A 25,839-nucleotide genomic window follows, 5' to 3' on the forward strand; every position below is an offset into this window, starting at 1 on the left:
AAAGTATCAGCCATTTTTAATAGGGTTGGCGAACATGTCCTAAGCTGCGTGCGAAGGAAAAACGGTAAAAAAATAATTTAGGGTTAAATTATTTTGACCCTATTTTTTTGAAATTGAATTTAATAAGTAATAATTAATATAAATAAGTATGTCTGGGTTAATAGGAAAGAAAGTAGGCATGACTAGCATTTTTGATGAGAATGGAAAAAATATTCCATGTACTGTCATTCAAGCTGGGCCATGCGTAGTTACCCAAGTCAGAACCGAAGAGGTAGACGGGTATAATGCCCTTCAACTTGGTTTCGATGACAAGGCAGAAAATCGTGCTAATAAGGCTGAATTAGGCCATTTTAAAAAGGCAGGTGCTTCTCCTAAGAAAAAAGTCGTTGAGTTCCAAGGTTTTGAAGGAGAGTTTAAATTAGGTGACACCGTAGGTGTTGATGTTTTTGTTGAAGGCGAATTCGTAGATGTTATTGGAACTTCTAAAGGTAAGGGCTTTCAAGGTGTTGTAAAACGTCATGGCTTTGGTGGTGTAGGTCAATCTACCCACGGTCAGCATAACAGGCTTAGAGCTCCTGGTTCTATTGGTGCTGCGTCATATCCTGCTAGAGTTTTCAAGGGTATGAAAATGGCCGGTAGAATGGGGTCAGATCGTGTAACGGTTCAGAACCTTAGGGTTTTAAAAGTAGTTCCAGAAAAGAACCTTCTAGTTGTAAAGGGTTGTGTTCCGGGCCATAAGAATGCTTATGTAACTATACAAAGGTGGATGTAATGAAAGTAGCAGTTTTAGATATTAAAGGAAAAGACACAGGTAGAAAGGCAAACCTTTCTGATGATGTTTTCGCTATAGAGCCTAATAAGCATGCAGTGTATTTGGATGTTAAGCAATATTTGGCTCACCAAAGACAAGGTACGCATAAGGCAAAGGAAAGAGCCGAGATTGCAGGTAGTACCAGAAAGATAAAAAAACAGAAAGGTACTGGTACGGCAAGGGCGGGTAGTATTAAATCACCAGTTTTTAGAGGTGGTGGTAGAATATTCGGTCCTAGGCCTAAGGATTATACCCAAAAATTGAATAAGAATTTAAAGCGTTTGGCAAGAAAATCCGCACTAACCTTAAAGTCAAAGGAAAATGCAATTTTAGTGGTTGAGGACTTTGATTTTGATACACCAAAAACTAAGGATTTTGTACAGGTTTTAAAGACTTTGGGTCTTGAAAACAAAAAATCTTTAATTGTGTTGGGTGATTCAAATAAAGGTGTATATTTGTCTTCGCGTAATTTTAAAGGGTCTGAAGTTATAACTAACTCAGAATTAAGCACTTATAAAATACTTAATGCTAACAGTGTTGTGTTGTTAGAGGGTTCCCTAGAAGGATTAGAATCGAATTTAAATAAACAATAATATCATGAGTGTGTTGATAAAGCCAATTATAACGGAAAAGATGACTGCTGATAGCGAGTTGAACAACCGTTATGGTTTCGTAGTTAACCCTAAGGCTAATAAATTGCAGATAAAAGATGCTGTTGAGGCTACTTATGGTGTTTCGGTAAAAAAGGTGCGTACTATGAATTACGGACCCACTAGAAAATCCAGATATACAAAAACTGGGGTGCAGCATGGAAAGACAAACGCTATAAAAAAGGCGATTGTTGATGTTGTGGAAGGTGATACTATTGATTTTTACAGTAATCTATAAAGACAAGAAATGTCAGTTAGAAAATTAAAACCAATCACTCCTGGACAGCGTTTTAGAGTAGTAAACGGATTTGACGCCGTTACTGCTGATAAGCCGGAGAAAAGCTTGCTTGCTCCGTTAAAAAAGTCGGGAGGTAGAAACAGTCAAGGAAAGATGACCATGCGCCAAAAAGGTGGAGGTCATAAAAGAAGGTATCGTGTAATTGATTTTAAAAGGGATAGGCGTGATGTGCTTGCAACTGTTAAAACAATTGAATACGATCCTAATAGAACGGCATTTATTGCTCTTTTGGAATATGCGGATGGTGAAAAGAGATATGTAGTTGCTCAAAATGGCTTACAGGTTGATCAGCAAATATCCTCTGGAAGTGCTGTAGCTCCTGAAATAGGGAATTGTTTGCCTTTGAGTGAAATTCCATTGGGAACTATAATTTCTTGTATAGAGCTAAGACCTGGCCAAGGTGCTGTTATGGCAAGAAGTGCTGGTACATTTGCCCAGTTGATGGCGAAGGATGGTAAGTTTGTTACCGTTAAGATGCCATCGGGAGAGACGAGATTGGTTCTTTCTGGTTGTATGGCTACTATAGGTGCGGTCTCTAATTCTGATCATCAGTTACTTGTTTCTGGTAAAGCTGGTAGAAGTAGGTGGTTGGGTAGAAGACCAAGAACTAGGCCGGTTGCGATGAACCCTGTCGATCACCCAATGGGTGGTGGTGAAGGTAGGGCTTCTGGGGGTCATCCAAGATCTAGGAATGGTATACCTGCAAAAGGGTATAGAACTCGTTCTAAGACCAAGAGCACCAATAAGTATATAATAGAACGTAGAAAGAAATAAAAAAGTAGAAAGAAATGGCACGTTCACTAAAAAAAGGACCATACGTTCACTATAGCTTGGAAAAGAAAATCCAACAAAGTGTATCATCCGGAAAAAAATCGGTAATTAAAACTTGGTCAAGAGCTTCTATGATAACTCCTGATTTTGTAGGAATGACAATAGCGGTTCATAACGGAAAACAATTTGTACCTGTTTTCGTAACAGAAAACATGGTAGGACATAAACTTGGAGAATTTTCACCAACAAGATCTTTCAGGGGTCATGCCGGTGCAAAAAACAAAGGAAAAAAGTAAGCTATGGGAGTTCGTAAAAAACAGATGGCCGAAAGAATTAAGGCCGAGAAGAAGAAGGTAGCTTTCGCTAAGTTGAACAACTGTCCTACTTCACCTAGAAAGATGCGATTGGTAGCTGATTTGATTCGTGGTGAAAAAGTAGAAAAAGCTTTGGCTATATTGAGATTCAATCCAAAGGAAGCTTCTAGGAAGTTAGAAAAATTGTTGCTTTCTGCTTTAGCTAATTGGCAGGCGAAAAATGAGGATGCTAGCTTGGAAGATGCCGATTTAGTGGTTGCTGAAATTAGGGTCGATGGAGGGGCGATGTTGAAAAGATTGCGTCCTGCTCCACAAGGAAGAGCGCATAGAATTAGAAAACGTTCAAACCATGTAACATTGGTTTTGGGGTCTAAAAATAATACAGAAAACTAGAATGGGACAGAAAACAAATCCAATAGGAAATCGTCTAGGAATCATTAGAGGTTGGGAGTCTAACTGGTATGGTGGAAACGATTATGGTGATAAATTGGCTGAGGATGATAAAATACGTAAGTATATTCATGCCAGACTTTCTAAAGCTAGTGTTTCTAGAGTTATTATTGAGCGTACCCTTAAGCTGATCACTGTTACTGTGACTACTGCAAGACCTGGTATTATCATTGGTAAAGGTGGGCAAGAAGTTGATAAATTAAAAGAAGAGTTAAAGAAAATCACCAACAAAGAGGTTCAGATTAACATCTTTGAAATTAAAAGACCAGAGCTTGATGCGAATTTAGTTGCGGCAAGTGTGGCACGACAAATTGAAAGTAGAATTTCTTTTAGAAGGGCTATAAAAATGGCAATCGCCGCTGCAATGCGTATGAATGCCGAAGGTATTAAGATTCAAATTTCTGGTAGATTGAACGGTGCTGAAATGGCTCGTTCTGAATCTTATAAAGATGGTAGAATTCCATTATCCACTTTTAGGGCTGATATTGATTATGCGCTACAAGAAGCCCAAACTACATATGGTAAACTTGGTATTAAAGTTTGGATTATGAAAGGTGAGGTTTACGGTAAGCGAGATTTATCACCGTTAGTGGGAATGCAGAAAAGTGATTCTCCAAAAGGTGGAAAGCCAGAGGGTGGAAGAAAACAACGTCGTAGAAAGTAATTTTTAAAGAACTAAAGTAATGTTACAACCGAAAAGAACGAAGTTCCGTAAAATGCAGAAAGGCCGTATGAAAGGTCTGTCTGGAAGAGGACACCAACTTTCAAATGGTATGTTCGGTATAAAGAACGTAGATGATGCGACATTCTTGACTTCACGTCAGATAGAAGCTGCTCGTATTGCCGCTACTAGATTCATGAAGAGAGAAGGTCAATTGTGGATCAAAATATTCCCGGACAAGCCAATTACTAAAAAACCGTTAGAGGTTCGTATGGGTAAAGGTAAAGGTGCTCCTGAATATTTCGTTGCCGTGGTGAAACCGGGTAGAATTATGTTCGAAGTAGCCGGGGTTCCGATGGAAGTAGCAAAAGAGGCTTTAAGATTAGCGGCGCAAAAGCTTCCTGTTAAAACTAAATTTATTGTAGCTCGTGATTACGAGGCCGCGAATTAAACGTAAGGAACAATGAAAAAACAAGAGATTAAAGAATTGTCTGTCGAGGGACTTACGGAGAAATTGGCCGAGTACAAGAAGCAACATGAAGATTTGAAAATGGCTCATTTTGTAACTCCGTTAGAAAATCCACTTCAGATAAGAAAAGTAAGGAGAACGGTAGCAAGATTAGCCACTGAATTAACTAATAGGGAAAACCAATAATTGGTTCTGCTTTATGGAAAAAAGAAACTTAAGAAAGGAAAGAATAGGAGTTGTCACTAGTGATAAAATGGAAAAATCCATTGTTGTTGCCGAGGTGAAGAGAGTAAAGCATCCTATGTACGGTAAATTCGTTTTGAAGACTAAGAAATATGTTGCACACGACGAAAAAAACGATTGCAACATTGGTGATACGGTTAAAATCATGGAGACTCGTCCTATGAGTAAGACTAAATGTTGGAGATTAGTAGAAATCTTAGAAAGAGCTAAATAAGTTATGTTACAGCAAGAATCTAGATTAAAGGTAGCGGATAACACAGGAGCAAAGGAAGTATTGACTATCCGTGTTCTTGGTGGTACCAAAAGAAGATATGCATCTATAGGTGACAAGATTGTTGTTACCGTAAAAGAAGCTACTCCGAACGGAGGTATCAAAAAGGGAGCGGTTTCAACAGCTGTCGTTGTGCGTACGAAAAAGGAAGTAAGAAGACCTGATGGTTCTTACATCAGATTTGATGATAACGCATGTGTATTATTGAATCCTGCCGGTGAAATGAGGGGAACCCGTGTTTTCGGACCAGTTGCAAGGGAGCTTAGGGATAAGCAGTTTATGAAGATTGTATCATTGGCCCCAGAGGTACTATAATATAACGGACATGATAAAAAAGTTAAAAATTAAAACAGGAGATACAGTGCGAATTATCGCAGGTGACCACAAGGGAACCGAAGGTAAGGTGATGCGCGTTAATCTTGAGAAAAATAAAGCTATCGTTGAGGGTGCGAATATGGTTTCTAAGCATGAGAAGCCAAGTGCAAAGAATCCTCAAGGTGGTATAGTCAAAAAAGAAGCTTTGATCCATATCTCAAATCTTTCGTTGATCGACGCTAAATCTGGTGATGCAACCAGAGTCGGGTATGAAGTTAGGGATGGTAAGAAAGTTAGGGTTTCCAAAAAATCCAATGAAGTAATTTAGTTATGGCATACGTTGCAAGATTAAAGAAAGAGTATAAGGAGCGAATTATAGCTGCCCTTACCGAAGAATTTGGTTACAGTAATGTAATGCAGGTTCCAAAGTTAGAGAAAATAGTAATGAGTAGAGGTGTAGGTGCCGCCGTTGCTGATAAAAAGCTAATTGACCATGCTGTTGATGAAATGACGATGATTACGGGTCAAAAAGCGGTCGCTACATTATCCAAAAAGGATGTTGCTGCCTTCAAGTTGAGAAAAGGGATGCCGATTGGTGCAAAAGTCACTCTTAGAGGTGAACGTATGTACGAATTCTTGGATCGATTGGTTACTTCTGCTTTACCACGCGTAAGGGATTTTCAAGGAATTAAGGCCACTGGTTTTGATGGACGTGGAAACTATAATTTAGGAATAACAGAACAAATAATATTTCCTGAGATAAATATTGATAAGATCAATCGAATCAATGGAATGGATATCACTTTTGTGACCTCTGCAGAGACTGACAAGGAAGCAAAATCATTATTAACAGAATTAGGTTTACCTTTTAATAAGAATTAGTATGGCTAAGGAATCAATGAAAGCCCGTGAAAGAAAAAGGGAAAGAACTGTAGAAATTTATGCTGAAAGACGTAAAGCTTTAAAAGAAGCTGGAGACTATGAGGCTCTACAGAGATTGCCTAAGAATGCATCCCCAGTGCGTTTGCACAATAGATGTAAACTTACAGGACGACCAAAAGGGTACATGAGAACTTTCGGTATTTCTAGGGTTATGTTCAGGGAAATGGCTAACGCCGGATTAATTCCAGGGGTTAAAAAGGCTAGCTGGTAAAAAATTGAATTATTAATGGTTTCAGGTTTAGTTTACTACTAAAAACCGTCACCGAATTATATACAAATGGTAACAGATACTATAGCAGATTATCTAACGAGAGTTAGAAACGCGAGTAGAGCGGGTCACAGGGTTGTTGAAATCCCTGCGTCGAATCTAAAAAAGGAGATAACTAAAATTTTATTCGATCAAGGATATATTTTAAGTTACAAGTTTGAAGATGATAAGGTTCAAGGTACTATTAAAATAGCCTTGAAATATGACAAGCTTACAAAAGAGCCTGTTATCAAGAAAATTCAGCGTATAAGTAAGCCTGGTCTTAGAAAATATGCGGGTAGTGAAGACTTACCTCGTGTATTGAATGGTTTGGGCATTGCAATTGTTTCTACATCGCACGGTGTAATGACAAGCAAGCAAGCTAAGGCAGAAAAAGTAGGTGGTGAAGTTTTGTGCTACGTTTATTAATTGAATAAAGAGTTAGAAAATGTCTAGAATAGGTAATAATCCAATCGCAATTCCGGAAGGAGTTACAATTGAAATCAATGATAACATCATTACTGTAAAAGGTAAGTTGGGAGAATTGACTCAAGAGTTTTCTGAGGTGGCGATTAAAGTAGAGGATGGGCAAGCTTGGGTAACAAGGCCATCAGATTCTAAGGAGCACAAAGCAAAGCATGGTTTATACAGGTCACTTATACTTAACATGGTCGAAGGTGTGTCTAAAGGATGGACCAAAGAATTAGAGTTGGTAGGTGTAGGGTATAGAGCTAGTAACCAAGGACAAAAATTAGATTTGGCGTTAGGTTTTTCCCACAACATCATTTTTGATTTAGCACCAGAGGTTAAGGTTGAAACTATTTCTGAGAAGGGTAAGAATCCTATTGTAAAGCTTACGTCCCATGACAAGCAATTAGTAGGTCATATAGCCGCAAAGATCAGATCTTTCCGTAGACCTGAACCGTACAAAGGAAAAGGTATTAAGTTTGTAGGTGAAATATTAAGAAGAAAAGCTGGTAAGTCAGCTTAATATAAGTGTATTATGGGATTATCAAAGACACAAAGAAAATTTAGAATCCGACGTAGAATCCGTAAGGTTTCTTTTGGAACGGCAGAAAGACCAAGGTTGTCTGTTTTCAGAAGTAACAGCGAGATTTACGCTCAAGTTATAGATGATGTTCAAGGAGTGACGTTAGTGTCCGCTTCTTCAAGAGATAAGGATATAGCAAAGCAAAAGGGTAACAAGACAGAAATTGCTGCATTGGTTGGTAAGACAATTGCCGAGAAATCTGTAAAAGCAGGTTTCGATAAAGTTGCTTTTGATAGAGGAGGTAATTTGTATCATGGGAGAGTAAAATCTTTGGCAGAAGGTGCAAGAGAAGCAGGACTTAAATTCTAATATACTAGTATGTTCCAAAAATATAAAAACGTAGAGACTGTTAAACCTGGTGGTTTAGATTTGAAAGATAAATTAGTTGGTATACAACGTGTAACCAAAGTGACTAAAGGTGGTAGAGCATTCGGTTTCTCGGCCATCGTAGTTGTTGGTGATGAAAATGGCGTCGTAGGTCACGGTTTAGGTAAATCAAAGGAAGTTGCTACGGCAATTGCAAAAGCAATTGAAGATGGTAAAAAGAATTTAGTGCGTATACCTTTGAACAAAGGAACGCTTCCACACGAGCAAAAAGGTAAATTTGGTGGTGCTAGGGTATATATTCAGCCTGCGTCGCATGGTACCGGTGTAATTGCTGGTGGTGCTGTAAGGGCGGTCTTGGAATCCGTAGGGGTGCATGATGTACTTTCTAAATCTCAAGGTTCCTCAAACCCACATAATGTTGTAAAAGCCACTTTCGATGCGCTGTTACAATTAAGAGGGGCAAAGACTATTGCAGAACAAAGAGGTGTTTCTTTAGAAAAAGTATTTAAAGGCTAAGAGTAGAATTATGGCAAAGATTAAAGTTACACAAGTAAAGAGTGGTATCAAGAAACCTCAAAATCAAAAAAGAACATTAGAGGCACTTGGTTTAAAAAGAATCGGACAGGTAGTTGAACATGATGATACGCCTAACATTCTTGGAATGATAAATAAAGTTAAACATTTAGTTTCCACTGAGGAGGCTTAAAGATAGAATACAATGGGTTTACATAATCTACAGCCTGCAGAAGGTTCAGTGAATAGGGACGGTAAGCGTCTTGGAAGAGGTCAAGGATCTGGAAAAGGTGGAACTGCCGCTAGAGGTCATAAAGGAGCAAAATCAAGATCTGGGTATTCTAAGAAGATAGGTTTCGAAGGTGGTCAAATGCCATTGCAACGTCGTGTTCCTAAGTTTGGATTTACTAATATAAACCGCAAGGATTATAAGGGAATTAACTTAGAAAAATTACAAGAACTTGTTGATAATAAAGTAATATCTGACGAAGTTTCTTTAGAGATTTTAGTAGAGAACGGTCTGGTTGGGAAGAATGATTTGGTGAAAATTTTAGGGAATGGTGAATTAAAGTCGCCACTAAAAATTTCCGTACATAAATTTACAGTTTCTGCTAAAGCAGCTATTGAGGCAGCAGGTGGTGAAGCAATAAGTTTGTAAGCATAAACGAGAGCATGAAGAATTTTATTGATACAATATCCAATATTTGGAAAATAGAAGAGCTAAGAAATAGGATTCTTATTACTTTGGGTCTTTTATTGGTGTACCGATTCGGTTGCCAGATTGTACTTCCAGGTATAGATTCTACACAATTGGGTGGATTGACCGATAGTACCGACCAAGGTATTTTTGGTCTTTTAAACGCATTTACCGGAGGTGCATTTGCAAATGCCTCTGTTTTTGCTTTGGGTATTATGCCTTACATCTCCGCATCAATTGTGGTTCAGTTAATGGGTATTGCTATTCCGTATCTTCAAAAATTACAGAAAGAGGGTGAAAGTGGTCGTAAGACAATCAATCAAATAACACGGTGGCTGACCATAGGAATTTGTATTGTTCAAGCTCCGGCGTATTTGTATGGTTTAGAGGCGTTTGGAGTTAGGGATAGTGCTTTTGTGCTTGGTAAAGGCCTCGATTTTATGATTCCGGCTGTTATCATTCTTGTGACAGGTACCGTTTTTGCAATGTGGTTAGGTGAAAAGATTACCGATAAAGGTATTGGTAATGGTATTTCCTTATTGATTATGATAGGAATCATCGCTACAATGCCACAATCTTTCGTTCAAGAGTTTATCTCTAGAACAACGAACAATAATGGTGGTTTGATGTTTATTCTTATTGAGATCATTGTGTGGTTCTTGGTAATTTTCGCTTGTATTCTATTGGTAATGGCTACTAGGCAAATACCGGTACAGTATGCTAGACGTACCGCTTCAGGGGGGTATGAGAAGAACATTATGGGGTCAAGACAATATATTCCTTTGAAGTTAAACGCTTCAGGTGTTATGCCGATTATTTTTGCACAAGCTATCATGTTTGTTCCGGGTATGATTGGTGGAGCTTTTGACGATACACCTTTCGGTCAATGGATGCAAGTGCAGTTCAGTGATATTTTTGGATGGGCCTATAATTTATTGTTCGCCTTTTTGATTATCATATTTACTTACTTCTATACGGCGATTACTGTTCCGACGAATAAGATGGCCGATGATTTAAAAAGAAGCGGTGGTTTTATTCCTGGCGTACGTCCGGGGAAGGAAACGGGAGATTATTTAGATAAGATTATGTCATTAATTACGTTACCTGGATCAATTTTCTTAGCTTTGCTGGCTATTTTGCCAGCCATAGTGGTTAAGTTGATGGATGTACAGGCGGGTTGGGCATTGTTTTATGGCGGTACTTCCTTATTAATTATGGTTGGTGTGGCTATCGATACGGTTCAACAAGTAAATTCCTATTTATTGAACAGACATTATGATGGTTTAATGAAGACCGGTAAAAATAGAAAAGTAGCATAATATGGCTAAGCAATCAGCAATAGAGCAAGATGGATCTATCATTGAAGCATTGTCAAATGCAATGTTTCGGGTAGAGTTGGAGAATGGGCATGTAGTAACAGCACATATTTCAGGTAAGATGCGCATGCACTACATTAAATTATTACCTGGTGATAAGGTTAAATTGGAAATGAGTCCGTATGACCTTACGAAAGCAAGAATTACATATAGATACTAAGATACAAGATGAAAGTAAGAGCATCAGTTAAAAAGAGAAGTGCCGACTGCAAGATTGTTCGCAGAAAAGGCAGATTGTACGTAATCAACAAAAAGAATCCTAGATTTAAACAAAGACAAGGGTAATTATGGCAAGAATCGCAGGTATTGATATACCAAAACAAAAGAGAGGCGTAATCGCCTTAACCTACATTTTTGGAATTGGCAGAAGTAGGGCGCAAGAAATTTTGAGCACAGCCCAAGTTAGTGAAGATACTAAGGTTTCTGATTGGAATGATGATGAAATAGGCCGTATAAGGGATGCTGTTTCCGGTTATGTGATCGAAGGAGAATTACGTTCTGAGACTCAATTGAACATTAAGCGTTTAATGGATATAGGATGTTATAGAGGTATACGTCATAGATCAGGTTTGCCTTTAAGAGGTCAACGTACTAAGAACAACTCTAGAACAAGAAAAGGAAAGCGTAAAACAGTTGCTAACAAGAAGAAAGCGACTAAATAATAAGTAGGTATGGCAAAGGCAAATACTAAAGTTACCAAGAAACGTAAAGTGATAGTTGATTCAGTAGGGGAAGCGCACATCAGTGCCTCTTTTAATAACATCATCATCTCTTTGACTAATAAAAAAGGAGATGTTATTTCTTGGTCATCTGCTGGTAAATTAGGTTTTAGAGGATCTAAGAAAAATACACCATATGCTGCACAAGTAGCGGCGGAAGACTGTTCTAAGGTTGCTCATGAAGCAGGATTACGTAAAGTGAAGGTTTACGTTAAAGGGCCTGGTAATGGTAGAGAATCTGCAATTAGATCCTTGCATAATGCTGGTATAGAAGTAACCGAAATAATCGATGTTACCCCAATGCCACATAATGGATGTAGACCTCCAAAAAGAAGAAGAGTTTAATTAATTACTAATATATTTCACCGAAAGTGTAGTTACGATTATCGAAGGATAAGCCTTAATTCATAATCTCACTTTCAAATTAAAAGAAAATGGCAAGATATACAGGACCAAAATCAAAGATTGCTCGTAAATTCGGCGAGGCGATTTTCGGAGACGATAAGTCTTTTGAAAAGAAAAATTATCCTCCAGGGCAACATGGAAATAACAGACGAAGAGGTAAAAAGTCTGAATATTCTATACAGTTGATGGAGAAGCAAAAAGCTAAATATACCTATGGTATTTTAGAAAAGCAATTCAGGAACTTGTTCGCAACTGCGAAAAGAAAAGAAGGAGTTACCGGTGAGATTTTACTTCAACTATGTGAGTCACGTTTAGACAATGTGGTTTTTAGAATGGGAATTTCCCCAACAAGAAGTGGAGCAAGACAATTAGTTTCGCATAGGCACATTACGGTAAATGGTGAGTTGGTAAACATACCGTCATACTCATTGAAGGCAGGAGATGTTATTGGTGTTCGTGAAAAATCTAAATCACTTCAGAGCATACAAGATTCATTAACTGCAAGTAGTGCGGTATATGAGTGGATTACTTGGAATAGTGAAAAGAAGGAAGGTACGTTCGTTTCTGTTCCTGAAAGACTTCAGATTCCAGAAAATATCAAAGAACAATTAATCGTGGAGTTATACTCTAAATAAACAACACCGATCCAATTATGGCATTATTTAATTTTCAGAAACCCGATAAAGTAATAATGATCGATTCCTCTGATTTCGAAGGGAAGTTCGAATTTCGCCCTTTGGAACCTGGTTATGGATTAACTGTTGGGAATGCATTAAGACGTGTATTGCTTTCTTCATTAGAAGGACATGCCATTACATCCGTTAGGATAGATAAGGTAGAGCATGAATTCTCTGTGATTTCCGGAGTTGTAGAAGATGTTACCGAGATTATATTGAATTTGAAACAAGTACGTTTCAAAAAACAAATAGAAGATTCTGAAGCAGAGGTTGTATCTATTTCCGTTAGTGGAAAAAATCAATTGACCGCTGGTGATTTTCAAAAGTTCATCTCTGGATACCAAGTATTGAATCCAGATTTAGTAATTTGTAATATGGATGCAAAAGTTAGCATCAATATGGAAATTACGATTGAGAAGGGTAGGGGTTACGTACCTGCTGAGGAAAACAAGAAATCTGGCGCTCCTCTAGGAACAATTGCCGTTGATTCTATTTTCACACCTATTAAAAACGTTAAGTACAGCATTGAAAACTTTCGTGTAGAGCAAAAGACCGATTATGAAAAATTGGTTTTTGAAATCTCTTCAGATGGATCTATTCATCCAAAAGATGCCTTAACAGAAGCTGCTAAAGTACTTATTCATCACTTTATGTTGTTTTCAGATGAGCGCATCACTTTAGAGGCTGATGAAATTGCTCAAACAGAAACTTACGATGAGGAGTCTTTGCACATGAGACAATTATTGAAAACGAAATTGGTCGATATGGACTTGTCAGTCCGTGCACTGAATTGCCTAAAAGCTGCTGAGGTTGATACTTTAGGTGATTTGGTATCTTTCAATAAAAATGATTTAATGAAGTTTAGAAACTTCGGTAAAAAATCCCTGACAGAACTTGAAGAGCTTGTAATCAATAAAGGTTTAAGTTTTGGTATGGATCTTTCAAAATATAAATTAGATAAAGATTAAGTAATCATATTTTGCTCCTCGTTCTAACGAGTTTGGTAGCAAGATGATAAAATTGAATTATGAGACACGGTAAAAAAGTCAATCATTTGGGAAGAAAGAAAGCACATAGAGAAGCTATGCTTGCGAACATGGCTTGTTCCCTAATTGAACACAAGAGAATCAATACTACAGTAGCCAAGGCAAAAGCTTTGAAGCAATTTGTAGAGCCTTTGATCACAAAATCTAAGGCAGAGAATAACTTGACAGCTGAGAAGGGTACGCATAATAGACGTGTGGTTTTCAAAAATCTTAGGGATAAATATGCTGTAACAGAGTTGTTCAGCGTTGTATCTGAAAAGGTTGCCGATAGACCAGGTGGCTATACAAGGATTATTAAATTGGGTAATCGTCTTGGGGATAACGCCGATATGGCCATGATAGAATTGGTTGATTTCAACGAATTGTACAATGCCGGTAAGCCTAAGAAAAAATCTACAAGACGTAGTAGAAGGTCTGGAGGAAGCAGCACCGAATCTGAATCTGCTACGACAGAGAAAGAGGTAAAGCAGCCAGAAGTTGAGCAGCAGCCGGTAGAAGAGGTTAAGCCTGACGCTGAAGCTCAAACCGATGATGAAGTAAAGACAGATGATTCTAAAGAATAAGTTGTCGATAAATAATTATAATCAAAAAGGATAAGCTTTTCAGCTTATCCTTTTTTTATGTTTTTTTGTGAACGAATAAATTTGAAACTAGAATGAAATATCAAGCAAGGAGAAAAGCTTTACTATTATTGGCCGATGGCACTATTTTTCATGGTAAATCTGTTGGTGACAAAGAAGGAACCGCGTTCGGGGAGGTGTGTTTCAATACAGGCATGACCGGGTATCAGGAAATATTTACAGACCCCTCTTATTTTGGGCAGATCATGGTTACTACGAATGCACACATCGGTAATTATGGCGTGAATAAAGATGAAATCGAATCTGAATCGATTAAAATAGCTGGTTTGGTATGTAAAAACTTCAGTTACGAATATTCGAGACCTCTTGCCGATGATGGTTTGCAAGGTTTTTTAGATGACAATAAGCTTTTTGCTATTTCTGATGTTGATACAAGAGCTTTGGTAAGTTATATTAGGGATAACGGGGCAATGAACGCTGTAATTTCTACTGATGTTGAAAATATTGAGGAATTGAAAAAGCGTTTAAGCGATATTCCTAGCATGGTAGGATTGGAATTGGCTTCAAAAGTTTCTACAAAAGAAGCCTATTTTGTAGGAGATGAAAATGCTACTTTTAAAATCGCCGCTTTGGATATCGGTATAAAGAAGAATATCCTCAGGAATTTAGTAAAGCGGGGAGCTTACGTAAAAGTGTTTCCCTATAATACTAGTTTTGAGGAAATGTCATCATGGAATCCAGATGCCTATTTTATTTCCAACGGTCCTGGGGATCCAGAACCCTTGTCAGATGCTATTGCGGCGGCTAAGAAAATGATCCAAACGAACAAACCCCTTTTTGGAATTTGTTTGGGACATCAAGTTTTGGCTTTGGCCAATGGTGTCTCAACGTATAAGATGCACAATGGGCATAGAGGTATCAACCATCCTATTTTAAATGTGCTGACAGGTAAGGGTGAAATCACGTCCCAGAACCATGGTTTTGCCATAAATAGAGAAGAGACCGAAGCCAATGAAAATCTGGAAATAACTCACGTACATCTTAACGATAAAACCGTAGCAGGTATACGAATGAAGGATAAGGATGTTTTTTCTGTACAATACCATCCGGAAGCTAGTCCTGGCCCCCATGATGCCGATTATCTTTTCGATGATTTTTTCAGATTAATAGAGAAAAGTGCAAAACATAACGAAATAGTTTAAATAAACAGTATTTAATTGGGAAATGTAATTCGTAAACAAAGCCAATAAATACAGGGTTTTGTATCTTTACTCTTTCAGTTATCAACCTTAAAAATAATAGATTAAATGAGTATTATATTAAACGTTCACGCAAGACAAATATTAGATTCTAGAGGAAATCCAACAGTTGAAGTTGATGTTGTAACAGAAAATGGTGTAATGGGACGAGCTGCCGTTCCTTCAGGTGCCTCTACTGGGGAGCATGAGGCGGTAGAGCTTCGTGACGGTGGAAAAGCCTACATGGGAAAAGGAGTTAGTAACGCTGTCGACAACGTAAACAATATTATTGCAGAGGAGATTTTAGGAATGTCGGTTTTTGACCAAAATCTTTTGGATCAAACAATGATCGATTTGGACGGAACGCCTAATAAATCAAAATTAGGTGCGAATGCTATTCTTGGGGTGTCTTTGGCCGCAGCTAAAGCTGCCGCAAATGAGTTGGGTATTTCGCTTTTCAGATATGTTGGTGGAGTAAGTGCAAATACACTTCCCGTGCCAATGATGAACATTATCAATGGAGGTTCTCACTCAGATGCGCCTATCGCTTTTCAAGAATTTATGGTGATGCCCGTAAAGGCAAAAAGTTTTTCACATGCCATGCAAATGGGGACGGAAATTTTCCACAACCTTAAAAAAGTATTGCATGACCGTGGTCTTAGTACCGCAGTTGGTGATGAGGGAGGTTTTGCGCCTAACCTTGCAGGTGGTACAGAAGACGCATTGGATACCATAGCGAAAGCCGTTGAAAAAGCGGGTTATAAATTAGGTGACGATGTAATGATTGCGTTGGACTGTGCTTCTGCTGAGTTTTATGTTGATGGAGCCTATGATTATACAAAGTTTGAAGGAAGTAAAGGTGTAGTTAGGACTTCCGAAGAACAAGCCCAATATTTGGCCGATTTGTCAGCTAAATATCCAATTATTTCTATTGAAGATGGAATGGATGAAAATGATTGGGACGGATGGAAATTATTGACCGATAAAATTGGAGATAAAGTTCAGTTGGTAGGTGATGATTTGTTCGTAACCAATGTTGAGCGTTTGGCTACTGGAATTGAGAAAGGAATTGCAAATTCTATTTTGATAAAAGTAAACCAGATCGGTACATTGACTGAAACTATCGCAGCTGTAAACATGGCGAAAAATGCCGGATATACTTCTGTAATGTCTCACCGTTCTGGAGAGACTGAAGATAATACGATTGCAGATTTGGCCGTGGCATTGAATACAGGTCAAATAAAGACAGGATCTGCTTCAAGATCTGATCGTATGGCCAAGTATAATCAATTGCTAAGAATCGAGGAGGAGTTGGGTAGTACGGCCTATTATCCACAGGAAAAAGCCTTTAAAATCAAGTAATCACAATGAGTTTTTAGTTTAAAGAGCCTTTCTTTTTAGAAAGGCTTTTTTTTTTGGCGTACTCCAAAACTTTAACTACCTTTTGAGAATAATCGAATAATAATCCCCCTTTGTTAGCATATGAGCAATTTTCTTTTTGTGTCGGCGGAAAATGATGCCATTCCTGATTGTAAGGCAGGAGGAATGGGAGATGTAGTTAGGGATGTGCCCAGGGAAATTTCTAAACGTGGAGATAAAGTTCATGTAGTTGTACCTTCATACTCAAGATTACATAAAAACGGTATATTCAAAACTAAATTAGAATTTAGTCTTAGGGGTGTTCCGTATACGGCGGAGTTGTATGAGGTAATTCCCAAAAAAGTTTATAAAGACATTACGCATTATGTGATTCATCACCCAGAGATAATTGAAGGTGGTATTGCACATATTTATCATGACGATCCAACAGAGCCATTTTATAACGACTTCATAAAATTTATTATTTTTTGTGCTGCTACAGCTGAGGCTATGAAAATTGGAGCCTTTGGTGATTTGGATGTGGTACACATGCATGATTGGCATGCTGCTCCGCTTTTATTCATAAAAAGGTACCATCCACAATATCAAGATTTAAAGAAGATGCGCTATGTCTATAGTATTCATAATTTGGCTATACAGGGTATCAGACCTTTCTATAACAACTATGCTTCTATCCATAATTTTTTTCCAGAAATCCAATTGGACCATAGGGCTTTGATGGACCATCGGTACCAAGATTGTATCAATTTAATGGCGGTCGGAATACGATTGGCCGATGCCGTACATACGGTTTCACCCTCCTATAAAGAAGATGTTATGCTGCCGAGCAGAAGACCTGAGTTCATAGGTGGAGAAAGCTTGGAGAGTGATTTGCAAAAAGCGAACAATGAAGGCCGTCTTTTCGGCATTTTAAACGCTAGCAATTATGACAACATACGGGTAGCTGAAAAAGGATTGTTGTATAGAAATACAGTTAAGGCACTTTTTAGATGGTTACAGGATACCTCCAAAAAATATAAGGCAGATTTTCTTGCTCATACCGGTGAAAAAATTATGCAGTATGTGGGCAACAGACCTAAATTCATCGTATCGAGCGTAGCTCGTTTAACCGAACAGAAATTTTATTTTCTAATGCGTTCGCCCGAGGCGTTTGAGAAAATGCTGGCACGGTTAGAAAAAATTGAAGGAATTTTTATGTTATTGGGTACGGGAGATCCTGATTATGAGGATTTTTTCCGTGAAATGAGCTATAAGCATAAAAACTTTGTTTTCACAAATGGACAGTCAGAGGATTTGATCGATTCTATGTATTTGGAAACCGATCTTTATTTTATGCCGAGTTTGTTCGAGCCTTGCGGTATAAGTCAAATGTTGGCCATGAGAAATGGTAATCCTTGTCTTGTTCACCATACAGGGGGATTAAAGGATACGGTTGAACATATGAAAACTGGTTTTGCTTTTGAAGGTGAAACCTATGACGAACAAATCAATAACATGGTGAAGCGTTTTGATGAAGCCTTGACCGTTTGGGAAAAGGATAAACCATTATGGAAAAAAATTCAGGCAAATGCTAAAAAGGCCCGCTTTACCTGGGATAAGTCACTTGATGAATACTACAAATCCTTATATATGTTGCAATCGGTGTAATAGATTACACTAATTGTTAATTTTAGCCCAAAGAGATTTCTGAAATTGTTAAAACAATCCTATTTTGCTAACTTTACTTTATTGATTTAAAACGTAAAAATTAAAAATGTCAGATAAAGCTACTTTAGAATATAATGGTGAAAAATATGAGTTTCCGGTAATAAAGGGAACAGAGGATGAACTTGCAATTGATATTAATTCTTTACGTTCGATTACCAAAGGAATTATAACGATAGACCCAGGTTTTAAGAACACCGGTTCATGTGAAAGTGCCATTACTTTTTTGGATGGCGAACAAGGAATTTTGAGATATAGGGGATACTCGATAGAGGAGTTGGCGGAAAAAGCAGATTTCTTGGAAGTTGCCTATTTGTTGATTTTCGGAGAGTTACCTAATAAAGATCAGCTCGCCAAATTCCACAAGGATATAAAAGATGAATCTCATGTAGATGAAGAAATGAAAAAGATTTTGGATGGTTTTCCAAAGTCCGCCCATCCTATGGGTGTTCTGTCATCGCTGACAAGTGCTTTGATTGCCTTTAATCCGTCTACGGTAGATGTAAGTTCGGATCAGGATATGTACCATGCTATCGTTCGAATTTTGGCAAAATTTCCAGTTTTGGTAGCTTGGACCTTGCGTAAAAAGAAGGGATTGCCGTTGGATTATGGTGATGATTCGTTAGGATATGTTGAAAATATCCATAAAATGATGTTCAAACGTCCTAATCAGGATTATAAAAAGAACAAAGTAGTTATTGAAGCATTGGATAAATTATTGATTTTACATGCTGATCATGAGCAAAACTGCTCCACGAGTACTGTACGTATCGTAGGTTCATCGCATGCTGGTTTGTTCGCCTCGTTGTCCGCAGGTATTTCTGCCCTTTGGGGACCTTTACATGGTGGTGCCAACCAAGCGGTTCTTGAGATGTTAGAAGCAATAGAGGCCGACGGTGGAGATACTAAAAAATACATGGCCAAAGCAAAAGATAAAGAAGACCCTTTCCGATTAATGGGCTTCGGTCACAGGGTATATAAGAATTTCGATCCACGCGCCAAGATTATTAAAAAAGCGGCTGACGATGTACTGGGTGATTTGGGCATAGAAGATCCAATTTTGGAAATTGCAAAAGGCTTGGAGAAAGAAGCACTTGAGGATAAATATTTCGTAGACAGAAAATTGTATCCAAACGTCGATTTTTATTCTGGGATCATTTACAGGGCATTGGGTATTCCTACAGAAATGTTTACCGTTATGTTTGCTTTAGGCAGACTTCCGGGTTGGATAGCACAATGGAGGGAAATGAGATTGAACGGTGAGCCGATCGGCAGACCTCGGCAAGTATATGTTGGGGCGAAATTAAGATCTTTTGTCGAACTCGATAAAAGGTAGATTGCTACCAAGACTAAAAAAAACAAAAAGCTCTTTTAAATTTTAAAGGAGCTTTTTTTATGCCATTTTTTAATTTTACCGAAAGAAACCTTGATCTATGTTGCAATTAAATATCAATGATGAAATATCCACTTTAAAGGCAGTTGTTTTGGGAACGGCAAAAAGTTCAGGACGCGTTCCTTCACCAGAAGATGCTTATGATCCAAAATCATTAGAGCATATAAAGGCAGGAACCTATCCAAAGGAAGCCGATATGATTATGGAAATGGAAGCTTTTCGAAAGGTCTTTGAAAAGTATGGAGTGAAAGTATATCGCCCCGAAGTTCTGAAAGACTGTAACCAGATTTTCTCTCGAGATATTGCCTTTGTGATCGAGGATAAATTGATTAAGGCGAATATTTTGCCCGATCGCGAAAAGGAGGTCGAAGCCATTTTGCATGTACTTGATGAAATAGATAATACCCAAATTCTTCAACCCCCTGTCGAAGTGCATGTAGAAGGGGGAGATGTCATGCCTTGGAACGATTATATTTTCATAGGAACCTATACTGCACCAGATTATGCAGATTATATTACGGCAAGGACCAATAAGGCTGCTGTTGATTATCTCTCGAATCTGTTTCCCGATAAAAAAGTAAAGTCGTTCCAACTTCGAAAATCAAACACCAATGCAATCGAAAATGCACTTCATCTCGATTGTTGTTTTCAACCTTTAGGAAAGGGAAAAGCGATTTTACATAAAAACGGATTTCTAGTTGAAGAAGAATACCAGTGGTTGGTTGATTTTTTTGGTAAAGAAAACATTTTTGAAATTACAGGAATTGAAATGTATAACATGTTCAGTAATATATTTTCGATTTCTCCAGAAGTCGTGGTTTCCGAACGTAATTTTACCCGTTTGAATAATTGGTTGCGGCAAGAAGGATTTACGGTGGAGGAAATTCCCTATGCTGAAATTTCCAAACAAGAAGGTCTTTTGCGTTGCAGTACATTGCCCCTCATACGGCAATAAATAACGGATGAAGTCGATTAGATATCTTTATAATTAAAGTACTATGCAAATTACCAATACCATACTCATGATTCGTCCAGTATCCTTTCGGATGAACGAACAAACGGCCGTCAATAACTTTTTTATGGAAGATATTGATATGAAGAATTACGTGATAAATGAAAACGCACAGAAAGAATTTGATGCCTTTGTCACTGTGTTAAAAAATCATGGAGTCAATGTTATTGTTGTTGAGGATACTAAGGAACCGGATACTCCTGATAGTATTTTCCCTAATAATTGGATTTCATTCCATTCCAATGGTACGGTAGGTATTTATCCAATGTTTGCCGAAAATAGAAGGAATGAACGGAGGGAAGATATTTTAGAGATTCTAGAGGCAAACGGGTTTAAAATTGAAACCATTGTAGATTATACCGATGCTGAAGAAGAAGGCATATTCCTAGAAGGCACAGGTAGTATATTAATGGATCGGGTTAATAATAAGGCCTATTGTGCCTTATCACAACGCGCAGATGAAGATTTGTTCATTGAATTCTGTGAAGATTTTGATTGTTTTCCTGTTATTTTCACCGCAAATCAATCCGTGGATGGTAAAAGAATGCCTATTTATCATACCAATGTAATGATGGCTTTAGCGGAGGATTTTGCGATTATCTGTTCAGATTCCATTGACGATAAAAAAGAAAGAAAAAATGTGATGGATCATCTTAAGAGAGATGGTAAAGAAGTAATTATGATTACGGAAAAGCAAATGCATCACTTTGCGGGTAACATGCTTCAAGTTTTAGGAAGCGATAATCAGCGGTTCATGGTCATGAGCACTGCAGCGTATGAAAGCCTTAATCCTGAACAGGTTGCTCGTATCAAAACCCACTGTCCTATTTTGCATAGTTCTTTAACTACCATTGAAACTTGCGGTGGGGGTAGTGCGCGGTGTATGATGGCTGAAGTTTTTCTTCCTAAATAATTATCGCTTGATGTCTTCTTGCTTTTAAGGCATAATAGTCAGTTCTTAATAATAATTACTATGTATTTCGTACCTTCAAGAAAAGGTAACGAAGGGCATTAAGAAAACAGGTGATTGATCATGAAACCTAAAACGATATATACCTTTCTTGCGATTGGCACCGTAGGGTTACTATTAGCTTTGAATAAAGACCCCAGAACCAGTGCTTATATCGCAATAAACAAGGAAGCTGGAATGAACTTGTCTGACGAAGCTTTTCATAAAATCATGGATGTTCTTACGCATCAACGTTGTATGAACTGTCATCCTACTGACAATATGCCAAAGCAAGGAGATTCTCGACATCCTCATTATTTTGGCATGGAACGGGGTGATGATGATAAAGGTTTTGCAGCGACTACCTGTGCTACCTGTCATCAAACTGAAAATAATGACTATGCCGGTGTGCCCGGCGCTCCGCATTGGTCTTTGGCGCCCGCTTCCATGGGTTGGGAAGGATTATCAAGAGTAGAAATAGCGGAACGAGTGTTGAATAGGGAAACAAATGGCGATAGAAGCTATAAGGAACTCGTAGAGCATATGACCCAAGATGAGCTGGTGTTATGGGCATGGAACCCTGGGGTTGATGCCAACGGAAAGCTACGTGAAAAACCTCCAGTTTCTAAAGAAGACTTTAAAAAGGCCGTTGAGTTTTGGTTTGACAATGGAGCTATCATTCCAACAAAATAATTTAGTGAATATGGAGATATCCTTTGTAGTAAATGGTACACAGAAATCATTTGAAATGGAGGATGAAAATACTCCGTTACTTTGGGTGATACGGGATATTCTTGATCTAAAGGGGACAAAATTTGGTTGCGGCAAGGCCGCCTGCGGTGCTTGTACGTTACACGTAAATGGCGAAGCCGTTCGCTCGTGTTCGTATGCCGTAAAATTTGCGGTGGGAAAAAAGATCACAACGATTGAGGGGTTGGGAAGTCCTGATGACCCACATCCCGTTCAACAAGCTTGGATAGAGGAAGTGGTGCCGCAATGTGGATATTGTCAACCCGGATTTATGATGGCGACCGCTGCACTTTTGAATAAAGTTCCTAAACCTACAGATGAAGATATTGATAACAATATCATTAATGTATGTAGATGCGGCACCTATTACCGAATGCGTAAAGCGATTCATAGGGCATCGGAATTAAACTTATTAAATCAGGTCAACAAATCGGAAAAAGGCTAAAGGATGGCTAAAGGGGGTAACACATCAAAGAGAGTCTCGAGACGTAAGTTTTTAATTAGAGGTGGGCTTGGAACCGTTGGGATATTGGCCGTTGGCACTTATTTATTCAGAAACAATATACGAAGGGAATTGTTAGGCCTGGTTAATACGATGGAATTACCCTATACCGATAATACCGATAAACCTATGGTCTGGTTTGAAGTTACTTCTGAGAATAGGATTCTTTTACACTCCCCTAAAGTTGAAATGGGGCAAGGAACTTTTACGGGTTTGGCGCAAATGGCGGCCGACGAACTTTATATATCAATGGATCAGATTAGGGTGGTGCATGCGGCTTCGGCAACTGGTAATATAGATAGTTTTGCCACTGGGGGTAGTACTTCCATATCAAGTTTGTGGCAGCCCTTACGTGAACTTGCCGCCCTTTTACGTCAAATGTTATTGACCGAAGCTGCACATAAAATGGATTTGGATCACGGACAGCTTTCGATTACCGACGGGGTTATCTCCGGAGCAGGAAAATCACTAACATTCGCCCAAACTATTGATGGAGTCGAAAATTGGGAGATTCCCGATAAAGTTGTTTTGAGGAATGCTGCGGAGTATCAATATATCGGTAAGCCTATGGCAAGGATAGATTTAAAGGCAAAAGTGTATGGAGAACCAATTTTTGGTATGGATGCTGAATTGCCCAATATGTTATATGGAGCTGTAGTGAGGCCGACTAAGATTGGAGCAAGTTTTGTAAGTGCAGATACCTCAGCTGCAGAAGGAATGCCCGGAGTTATAAAGATTATCGAGGAACCTGATTTTGTAGGGGTCGTGGCCCGCTCATTGATCGAAGCGGAGAATGCAAAGGCGGCAATTGAAGTAACCTGGTCAAGTCCTACGGATATAGATACTGCTGCAATCGTTGATATGATGACTGTTGGTAACGGAAAATCAACGGTGATTCAAAAAAATGGAAATGCCATTGAGGAGGGAAGAGACCTAACTTCCATAGAATTTAGAAGCCCAATAGGGGCCCATGCCCAAATTGAACCGAATGGAGTCTTGGCCTCGGTTGAAGATGATCATGCGACCATTAAAATCAGTACTCAGGTCGTTGGGTTGACGCGTAAAGAAGTTGCCGAACGCTTAGGGTTGGAGGTTGAAAATGTCAATGTAATACCCACCTTTCTAGGAGGCGGTTTTGGAAGAAGGTTACACACGCCCCATGCGGTTCAGGCTGCAGTGATGTCAAAAGCTGTGGGTAAACCGGTAAAATATTTCTTTACCAGAAAAGAAGAATTTCAACATGATATGTTTCGTCCGCCGACGCATCATATAGTAAAAGGAATCCTGAATTCAGGTGGATTATTAGACGGTCTTGAGCATCATTTTGTTAGTGGAGATGTAGCCAATGATTCCGCTTTGGTCCCAGGATTACTTCCCCCTATATTGGGAGCGGATATCGGAGCTATTCGTGGAGGATTTATTCAGTACACCAAGGTGCCTAATTTTAGATCCGTCTATTGGCGCGTAGATCTCCCCTTTGCTACAAGTTGGTGGAGAAGCTTAGGCTTGTTGGCAAATACTTTTGCGATAGAAAGCTTTATGGACGAAATGGCACTGAAGGCGAATGAAAATGCTGTCAATTTTAGATTGCGGCAAATTGGCGATGATGCCATTGGTATGCGTCTAAAAAGTGTTATCAAGGCTGCTTCGGAAAAGGCCGGTTATTCTGAAAATGTTTCTGATGGTAGGGCAATGGGGTTCGCCGCTTCCATTGATGCCGGAACTCCGTGTGCCCAAGTAGCTGAAGTTTCTATTGAGGATAATGAAATTAAAGTGCACAAAGTGACCGTGGCGTTGGATCCTGGTTTGGCGGTAAATCCTGATCAGATACGAGCCCAATGTGAAGGATGTGTTATTATGGGGATGAGCGCCGTTTTATATGAACAAATGTTCGTGGAAGAAGGCGAACTCTCTCCCACTATTTATGGTCCCTATCAAATGGCCTTGATGAAGCACGCGCCTAAAGAGATTGATGTAGTGCTGTTACAGGGAAAAGATACCCCGGGTGCCGTAGGGGAGCCTCCTTTAGGTCCTATTGGAGCGGCAATTGCGAATGCGGTTAGGCGTTTGACTGGAAATCGACTTACAGAGTTGCCACTTAGAATTCCTAAAATAGTATAGATTTCTTAATAGGAGACCCCATCTCTTTTCCATCTCTTGTGTGTCCATAAATAGAGTTCTGGGTAGTTCTGTATAATAGCCTCTAATTTATGGGCATAGGTATCTATGATTTCCTGTTCATTAACATTAGCGACCTTATTCACTATAGTTTCGAAAAAAAGTTCATATCTGCCCCGTTTTTCTTTTTTCAAATAGGGAAGGTATACTGCGGATTCTGTTTTTTTTGCAATTTTCGCTGCTCCTGAAAAAAATGAAGTTTGTTGATTAAAAAAAGTAGTTTGTGACTTTCCCGATATGCGCAACGGACTTTGATCACCAATGACACAGTTCATGGAAACGATATTCTTGTTTTTTAAATTGATGATATGCCTATATCCTTCGTTACTGGGAATACAATGTACATTGAAACGCTCACGCATCAGAATGAACAAATCGTTGAAATACTTGTTCTCCAAAGGTTTGTAGAGTGTGTTGCAATTAACATTGAGGTAGATGGGAACTGTTGTCAACCATTCCCAATTACCTTGGTGAGCTGTATATAGCATAATATTCTCCTTATTCTTGAGATGGTAGGTTAGTTTTGATAGGTCATGTATCTTAAATCTTTTTTGGATTTCTTTGGGATCGATCGTAAGTAATTTTATCGCCTCAAAGAATAGATCGCAAAAATGTTGGTAGAATTTAACCGCAACCTTACTGATTTCCTCTTCCGACTTGTGCGGAAAGGCAATGTGTAAATTTTTACGGACCACTTTAAGTCGATATCCCAAGACATGATATAGCAGAAAAAAGGTCACATCTGACAGTGTGTAAAGCGCCCAGAATGGCAATAATGATAATAAATAAAAAGGCAAAAAACGTAAATACTTCATTACTAAATCACTGGGTCGACCAAAATAAATCGACAACTATTATGACTGCTAATAGTCGAAAAAATGATCATGAATTACGAAAAA

The 25,839-nt window shown here is 38.6% G+C and carries 38 protein-coding genes; 37 read left to right on the top strand and 1 reads right to left on the bottom strand.

Annotated elements, in window-relative coordinates:
- Window positions 1-148: 148 nt before the first annotated feature.
- From rplC to ACNR9Q_RS07105, 37 genes are all read left to right on the top strand, one after another.
- Window positions 149-772 (top strand): 50S ribosomal protein L3, encoded by a 624-nt coding sequence (gene rplC, locus ACNR9Q_RS06925; RefSeq protein WP_419213880.1) that lies wholly within the window; start codon window positions 149-151, stop codon window positions 770-772.
- Entirely contained in the window at window positions 772-1,404 is a 633-nt protein-coding gene (gene rplD, locus ACNR9Q_RS06930; protein WP_419213881.1) for a 50S ribosomal protein L4, read from the top strand. The genes rplC and rplD overlap by 1 nt, the downstream gene beginning before the upstream one ends.
- Window positions 1,405-1,408: 4 nt before the next feature.
- Window positions 1,409-1,699, top strand: coding sequence for a 50S ribosomal protein L23 (gene rplW, locus ACNR9Q_RS06935; RefSeq protein ID WP_419213882.1), 291 nt, complete (start codon window positions 1,409-1,411; stop codon window positions 1,697-1,699).
- Between the two features lie 9 nt (window positions 1,700-1,708).
- A complete protein-coding gene (gene rplB, locus ACNR9Q_RS06940; RefSeq protein ID WP_419213883.1) occupies window positions 1,709-2,533 on the top strand; it encodes a 50S ribosomal protein L2 in 825 nt (274 codons plus the stop codon).
- A gap of 14 nt (window positions 2,534-2,547) precedes the next feature.
- Window positions 2,548-2,826: a 30S ribosomal protein S19 gene (gene rpsS, locus ACNR9Q_RS06945; protein WP_036152139.1), complete on the top strand. Its 279-nt coding sequence runs from the start codon at window positions 2,548-2,550 to the stop codon at window positions 2,824-2,826.
- A 3-nt stretch (window positions 2,827-2,829) separates the two neighbouring features.
- Entirely contained in the window at window positions 2,830-3,237 is a 408-nt protein-coding gene (gene rplV, locus ACNR9Q_RS06950) for a 50S ribosomal protein L22 (RefSeq protein ID WP_419213884.1), read from the top strand.
- A 1-nt stretch (window position 3,238) separates the two neighbouring features.
- On the top strand, window positions 3,239-3,958 hold the full coding sequence (gene rpsC, locus ACNR9Q_RS06955) for a 30S ribosomal protein S3 (protein ID WP_419213885.1): 720 nt from the start codon (window positions 3,239-3,241) through the stop codon (window positions 3,956-3,958).
- 19 nt (window positions 3,959-3,977) lie between these two features.
- Window positions 3,978-4,406 carry a 50S ribosomal protein L16 gene (gene rplP, locus ACNR9Q_RS06960; RefSeq protein ID WP_419213886.1) on the top strand — a complete coding sequence of 143 codons (429 nt, stop codon included), beginning with the start codon at window positions 3,978-3,980 and terminating at the stop codon, window positions 4,404-4,406.
- A 12-nt stretch (window positions 4,407-4,418) separates the two neighbouring features.
- Window positions 4,419-4,610, top strand: a complete 192-nt coding sequence (gene rpmC / locus ACNR9Q_RS06965) for a 50S ribosomal protein L29 (protein WP_419213887.1) — start codon at window positions 4,419-4,421, stop codon at window positions 4,608-4,610.
- Window positions 4,611-4,623: 13 nt separating this feature from the next.
- The gene (rpsQ, locus tag ACNR9Q_RS06970; RefSeq protein ID WP_419213888.1) at window positions 4,624-4,881 is read left to right on the top strand and encodes a 30S ribosomal protein S17; all 258 of its coding nucleotides are present in this window, start codon (window positions 4,624-4,626) and stop codon (window positions 4,879-4,881) included.
- 3 nt (window positions 4,882-4,884) lie between these two features.
- On the top strand, window positions 4,885-5,253 hold the full coding sequence (rplN, locus tag ACNR9Q_RS06975) for a 50S ribosomal protein L14 (RefSeq protein WP_027064819.1): 369 nt from the start codon (window positions 4,885-4,887) through the stop codon (window positions 5,251-5,253).
- Window positions 5,254-5,263: 10 nt separating this feature from the next.
- Window positions 5,264-5,581: a 50S ribosomal protein L24 gene (rplX, locus tag ACNR9Q_RS06980; protein WP_419213889.1), complete on the top strand. Its 318-nt coding sequence runs from the start codon at window positions 5,264-5,266 to the stop codon at window positions 5,579-5,581.
- 2 nt (window positions 5,582-5,583) lie between these two features.
- Window positions 5,584-6,135 carry a 50S ribosomal protein L5 gene (rplE, locus tag ACNR9Q_RS06985; protein WP_419213890.1) on the top strand — a complete coding sequence of 184 codons (552 nt, stop codon included), beginning with the start codon at window positions 5,584-5,586 and terminating at the stop codon, window positions 6,133-6,135.
- Between the two features lies 1 nt (window position 6,136).
- The gene (rpsN, locus tag ACNR9Q_RS06990; protein WP_419213891.1) at window positions 6,137-6,406 is read left to right on the top strand and encodes a 30S ribosomal protein S14; all 270 of its coding nucleotides are present in this window, start codon (window positions 6,137-6,139) and stop codon (window positions 6,404-6,406) included.
- 66 nt (window positions 6,407-6,472) lie between these two features.
- Complete coding sequence (gene rpsH, locus ACNR9Q_RS06995; protein WP_419213892.1) at window positions 6,473-6,871, top strand: 30S ribosomal protein S8; 399 nt, start codon at window positions 6,473-6,475, stop codon at window positions 6,869-6,871.
- A gap of 19 nt (window positions 6,872-6,890) precedes the next feature.
- Window positions 6,891-7,433: a 50S ribosomal protein L6 gene (rplF, locus tag ACNR9Q_RS07000; protein ID WP_419213893.1), complete on the top strand. Its 543-nt coding sequence runs from the start codon at window positions 6,891-6,893 to the stop codon at window positions 7,431-7,433.
- A 12-nt stretch (window positions 7,434-7,445) separates the two neighbouring features.
- Window positions 7,446-7,802 carry a 50S ribosomal protein L18 gene (gene rplR, locus ACNR9Q_RS07005; RefSeq protein WP_419213894.1) on the top strand — a complete coding sequence of 119 codons (357 nt, stop codon included), beginning with the start codon at window positions 7,446-7,448 and terminating at the stop codon, window positions 7,800-7,802.
- 9 nt (window positions 7,803-7,811) lie between these two features.
- Entirely contained in the window at window positions 7,812-8,336 is a 525-nt protein-coding gene (rpsE, locus tag ACNR9Q_RS07010) for a 30S ribosomal protein S5 (RefSeq protein WP_419213895.1), read from the top strand.
- A gap of 10 nt (window positions 8,337-8,346) precedes the next feature.
- The gene (gene rpmD / locus ACNR9Q_RS07015; RefSeq protein ID WP_027064811.1) at window positions 8,347-8,526 is read left to right on the top strand and encodes a 50S ribosomal protein L30; all 180 of its coding nucleotides are present in this window, start codon (window positions 8,347-8,349) and stop codon (window positions 8,524-8,526) included.
- 12 nt (window positions 8,527-8,538) lie between these two features.
- On the top strand, window positions 8,539-8,991 hold the full coding sequence (gene rplO / locus ACNR9Q_RS07020) for a 50S ribosomal protein L15 (RefSeq protein ID WP_419213896.1): 453 nt from the start codon (window positions 8,539-8,541) through the stop codon (window positions 8,989-8,991).
- Between the two features lie 14 nt (window positions 8,992-9,005).
- On the top strand, window positions 9,006-10,349 hold the full coding sequence (secY, locus tag ACNR9Q_RS07025; protein ID WP_419213897.1) for a preprotein translocase subunit SecY: 1,344 nt from the start codon (window positions 9,006-9,008) through the stop codon (window positions 10,347-10,349).
- 1 nt (window position 10,350) lies between these two features.
- Window positions 10,351-10,566, top strand: a complete 216-nt coding sequence (infA, locus tag ACNR9Q_RS07030) for a translation initiation factor IF-1 (RefSeq protein WP_015361146.1) — start codon at window positions 10,351-10,353, stop codon at window positions 10,564-10,566.
- An 8-nt stretch (window positions 10,567-10,574) separates the two neighbouring features.
- Complete coding sequence (gene ykgO / locus ACNR9Q_RS07035; RefSeq protein ID WP_013305171.1) at window positions 10,575-10,691, top strand: type B 50S ribosomal protein L36; 117 nt, start codon at window positions 10,575-10,577, stop codon at window positions 10,689-10,691.
- Between the two features lie 2 nt (window positions 10,692-10,693).
- On the top strand, window positions 10,694-11,068 hold the full coding sequence (gene rpsM / locus ACNR9Q_RS07040) for a 30S ribosomal protein S13 (protein ID WP_419213898.1): 375 nt from the start codon (window positions 10,694-10,696) through the stop codon (window positions 11,066-11,068).
- Between the two features lie 9 nt (window positions 11,069-11,077).
- A complete protein-coding gene (gene rpsK / locus ACNR9Q_RS07045) occupies window positions 11,078-11,470 on the top strand; it encodes a 30S ribosomal protein S11 (protein WP_036152169.1) in 393 nt (130 codons plus the stop codon).
- An 89-nt stretch (window positions 11,471-11,559) separates the two neighbouring features.
- Window positions 11,560-12,165, top strand: a complete 606-nt coding sequence (gene rpsD / locus ACNR9Q_RS07050) for a 30S ribosomal protein S4 (protein WP_419213899.1) — start codon at window positions 11,560-11,562, stop codon at window positions 12,163-12,165.
- 17 nt (window positions 12,166-12,182) lie between these two features.
- Window positions 12,183-13,175 (top strand): DNA-directed RNA polymerase subunit alpha, encoded by a 993-nt coding sequence (locus ACNR9Q_RS07055; protein WP_419213900.1) that lies wholly within the window; start codon window positions 12,183-12,185, stop codon window positions 13,173-13,175.
- A gap of 59 nt (window positions 13,176-13,234) precedes the next feature.
- Window positions 13,235-13,816 (top strand): 50S ribosomal protein L17, encoded by a 582-nt coding sequence (rplQ, locus tag ACNR9Q_RS07060; protein WP_419213901.1) that lies wholly within the window; start codon window positions 13,235-13,237, stop codon window positions 13,814-13,816.
- A gap of 92 nt (window positions 13,817-13,908) precedes the next feature.
- A complete protein-coding gene (gene carA, locus ACNR9Q_RS07065; RefSeq protein ID WP_419213902.1) occupies window positions 13,909-15,036 on the top strand; it encodes a glutamine-hydrolyzing carbamoyl-phosphate synthase small subunit in 1,128 nt (375 codons plus the stop codon).
- A 105-nt stretch (window positions 15,037-15,141) separates the two neighbouring features.
- Entirely contained in the window at window positions 15,142-16,434 is a 1,293-nt protein-coding gene (eno, locus tag ACNR9Q_RS07070; RefSeq protein WP_419213903.1) for a phosphopyruvate hydratase, read from the top strand.
- Between the two features lie 120 nt (window positions 16,435-16,554).
- Window positions 16,555-18,099 (top strand): glycogen synthase, encoded by a 1,545-nt coding sequence (locus ACNR9Q_RS07075; protein ID WP_419213904.1) that lies wholly within the window; start codon window positions 16,555-16,557, stop codon window positions 18,097-18,099.
- A gap of 106 nt (window positions 18,100-18,205) precedes the next feature.
- A complete protein-coding gene (locus tag ACNR9Q_RS07080; RefSeq protein ID WP_419213905.1) occupies window positions 18,206-19,492 on the top strand; it encodes a citrate synthase in 1,287 nt (428 codons plus the stop codon).
- A gap of 97 nt (window positions 19,493-19,589) precedes the next feature.
- Entirely contained in the window at window positions 19,590-20,504 is a 915-nt protein-coding gene (locus ACNR9Q_RS07085) for a dimethylarginine dimethylaminohydrolase family protein (RefSeq protein ID WP_419213906.1), read from the top strand.
- Between the two features lie 43 nt (window positions 20,505-20,547).
- Window positions 20,548-21,474 (top strand): citrulline utilization hydrolase CtlX, encoded by a 927-nt coding sequence (gene ctlX / locus ACNR9Q_RS07090; protein WP_419213907.1) that lies wholly within the window; start codon window positions 20,548-20,550, stop codon window positions 21,472-21,474.
- A 120-nt stretch (window positions 21,475-21,594) separates the two neighbouring features.
- On the top strand, window positions 21,595-22,203 hold the full coding sequence (locus ACNR9Q_RS07095; protein WP_419213908.1) for a hypothetical protein: 609 nt from the start codon (window positions 21,595-21,597) through the stop codon (window positions 22,201-22,203).
- A gap of 10 nt (window positions 22,204-22,213) precedes the next feature.
- Entirely contained in the window at window positions 22,214-22,705 is a 492-nt protein-coding gene (locus ACNR9Q_RS07100) for a (2Fe-2S)-binding protein (protein WP_419213909.1), read from the top strand.
- Window positions 22,706-22,708: 3 nt separating this feature from the next.
- Window positions 22,709-24,883 (top strand): molybdopterin cofactor-binding domain-containing protein, encoded by a 2,175-nt coding sequence (locus tag ACNR9Q_RS07105; protein WP_419213910.1) that lies wholly within the window; start codon window positions 22,709-22,711, stop codon window positions 24,881-24,883.
- A 5-nt stretch (window positions 24,884-24,888) separates the two neighbouring features.
- Here the strand turns inward: ACNR9Q_RS07105 and ACNR9Q_RS07110 are convergent, their stop codons facing one another.
- Window positions 24,889-25,755, bottom strand: a complete 867-nt coding sequence (locus ACNR9Q_RS07110) for a lysophospholipid acyltransferase family protein (RefSeq protein WP_419213911.1) — start codon at window positions 25,753-25,755, stop codon at window positions 24,889-24,891.
- Between the last annotated feature and the right edge of the window lie 84 nt (window positions 25,756-25,839).

The organism is Maribacter sp. X9, assembly GCF_048537565.1.
Lineage (GTDB): Bacteria > Bacteroidota > Bacteroidia > Flavobacteriales > Flavobacteriaceae > Maribacter.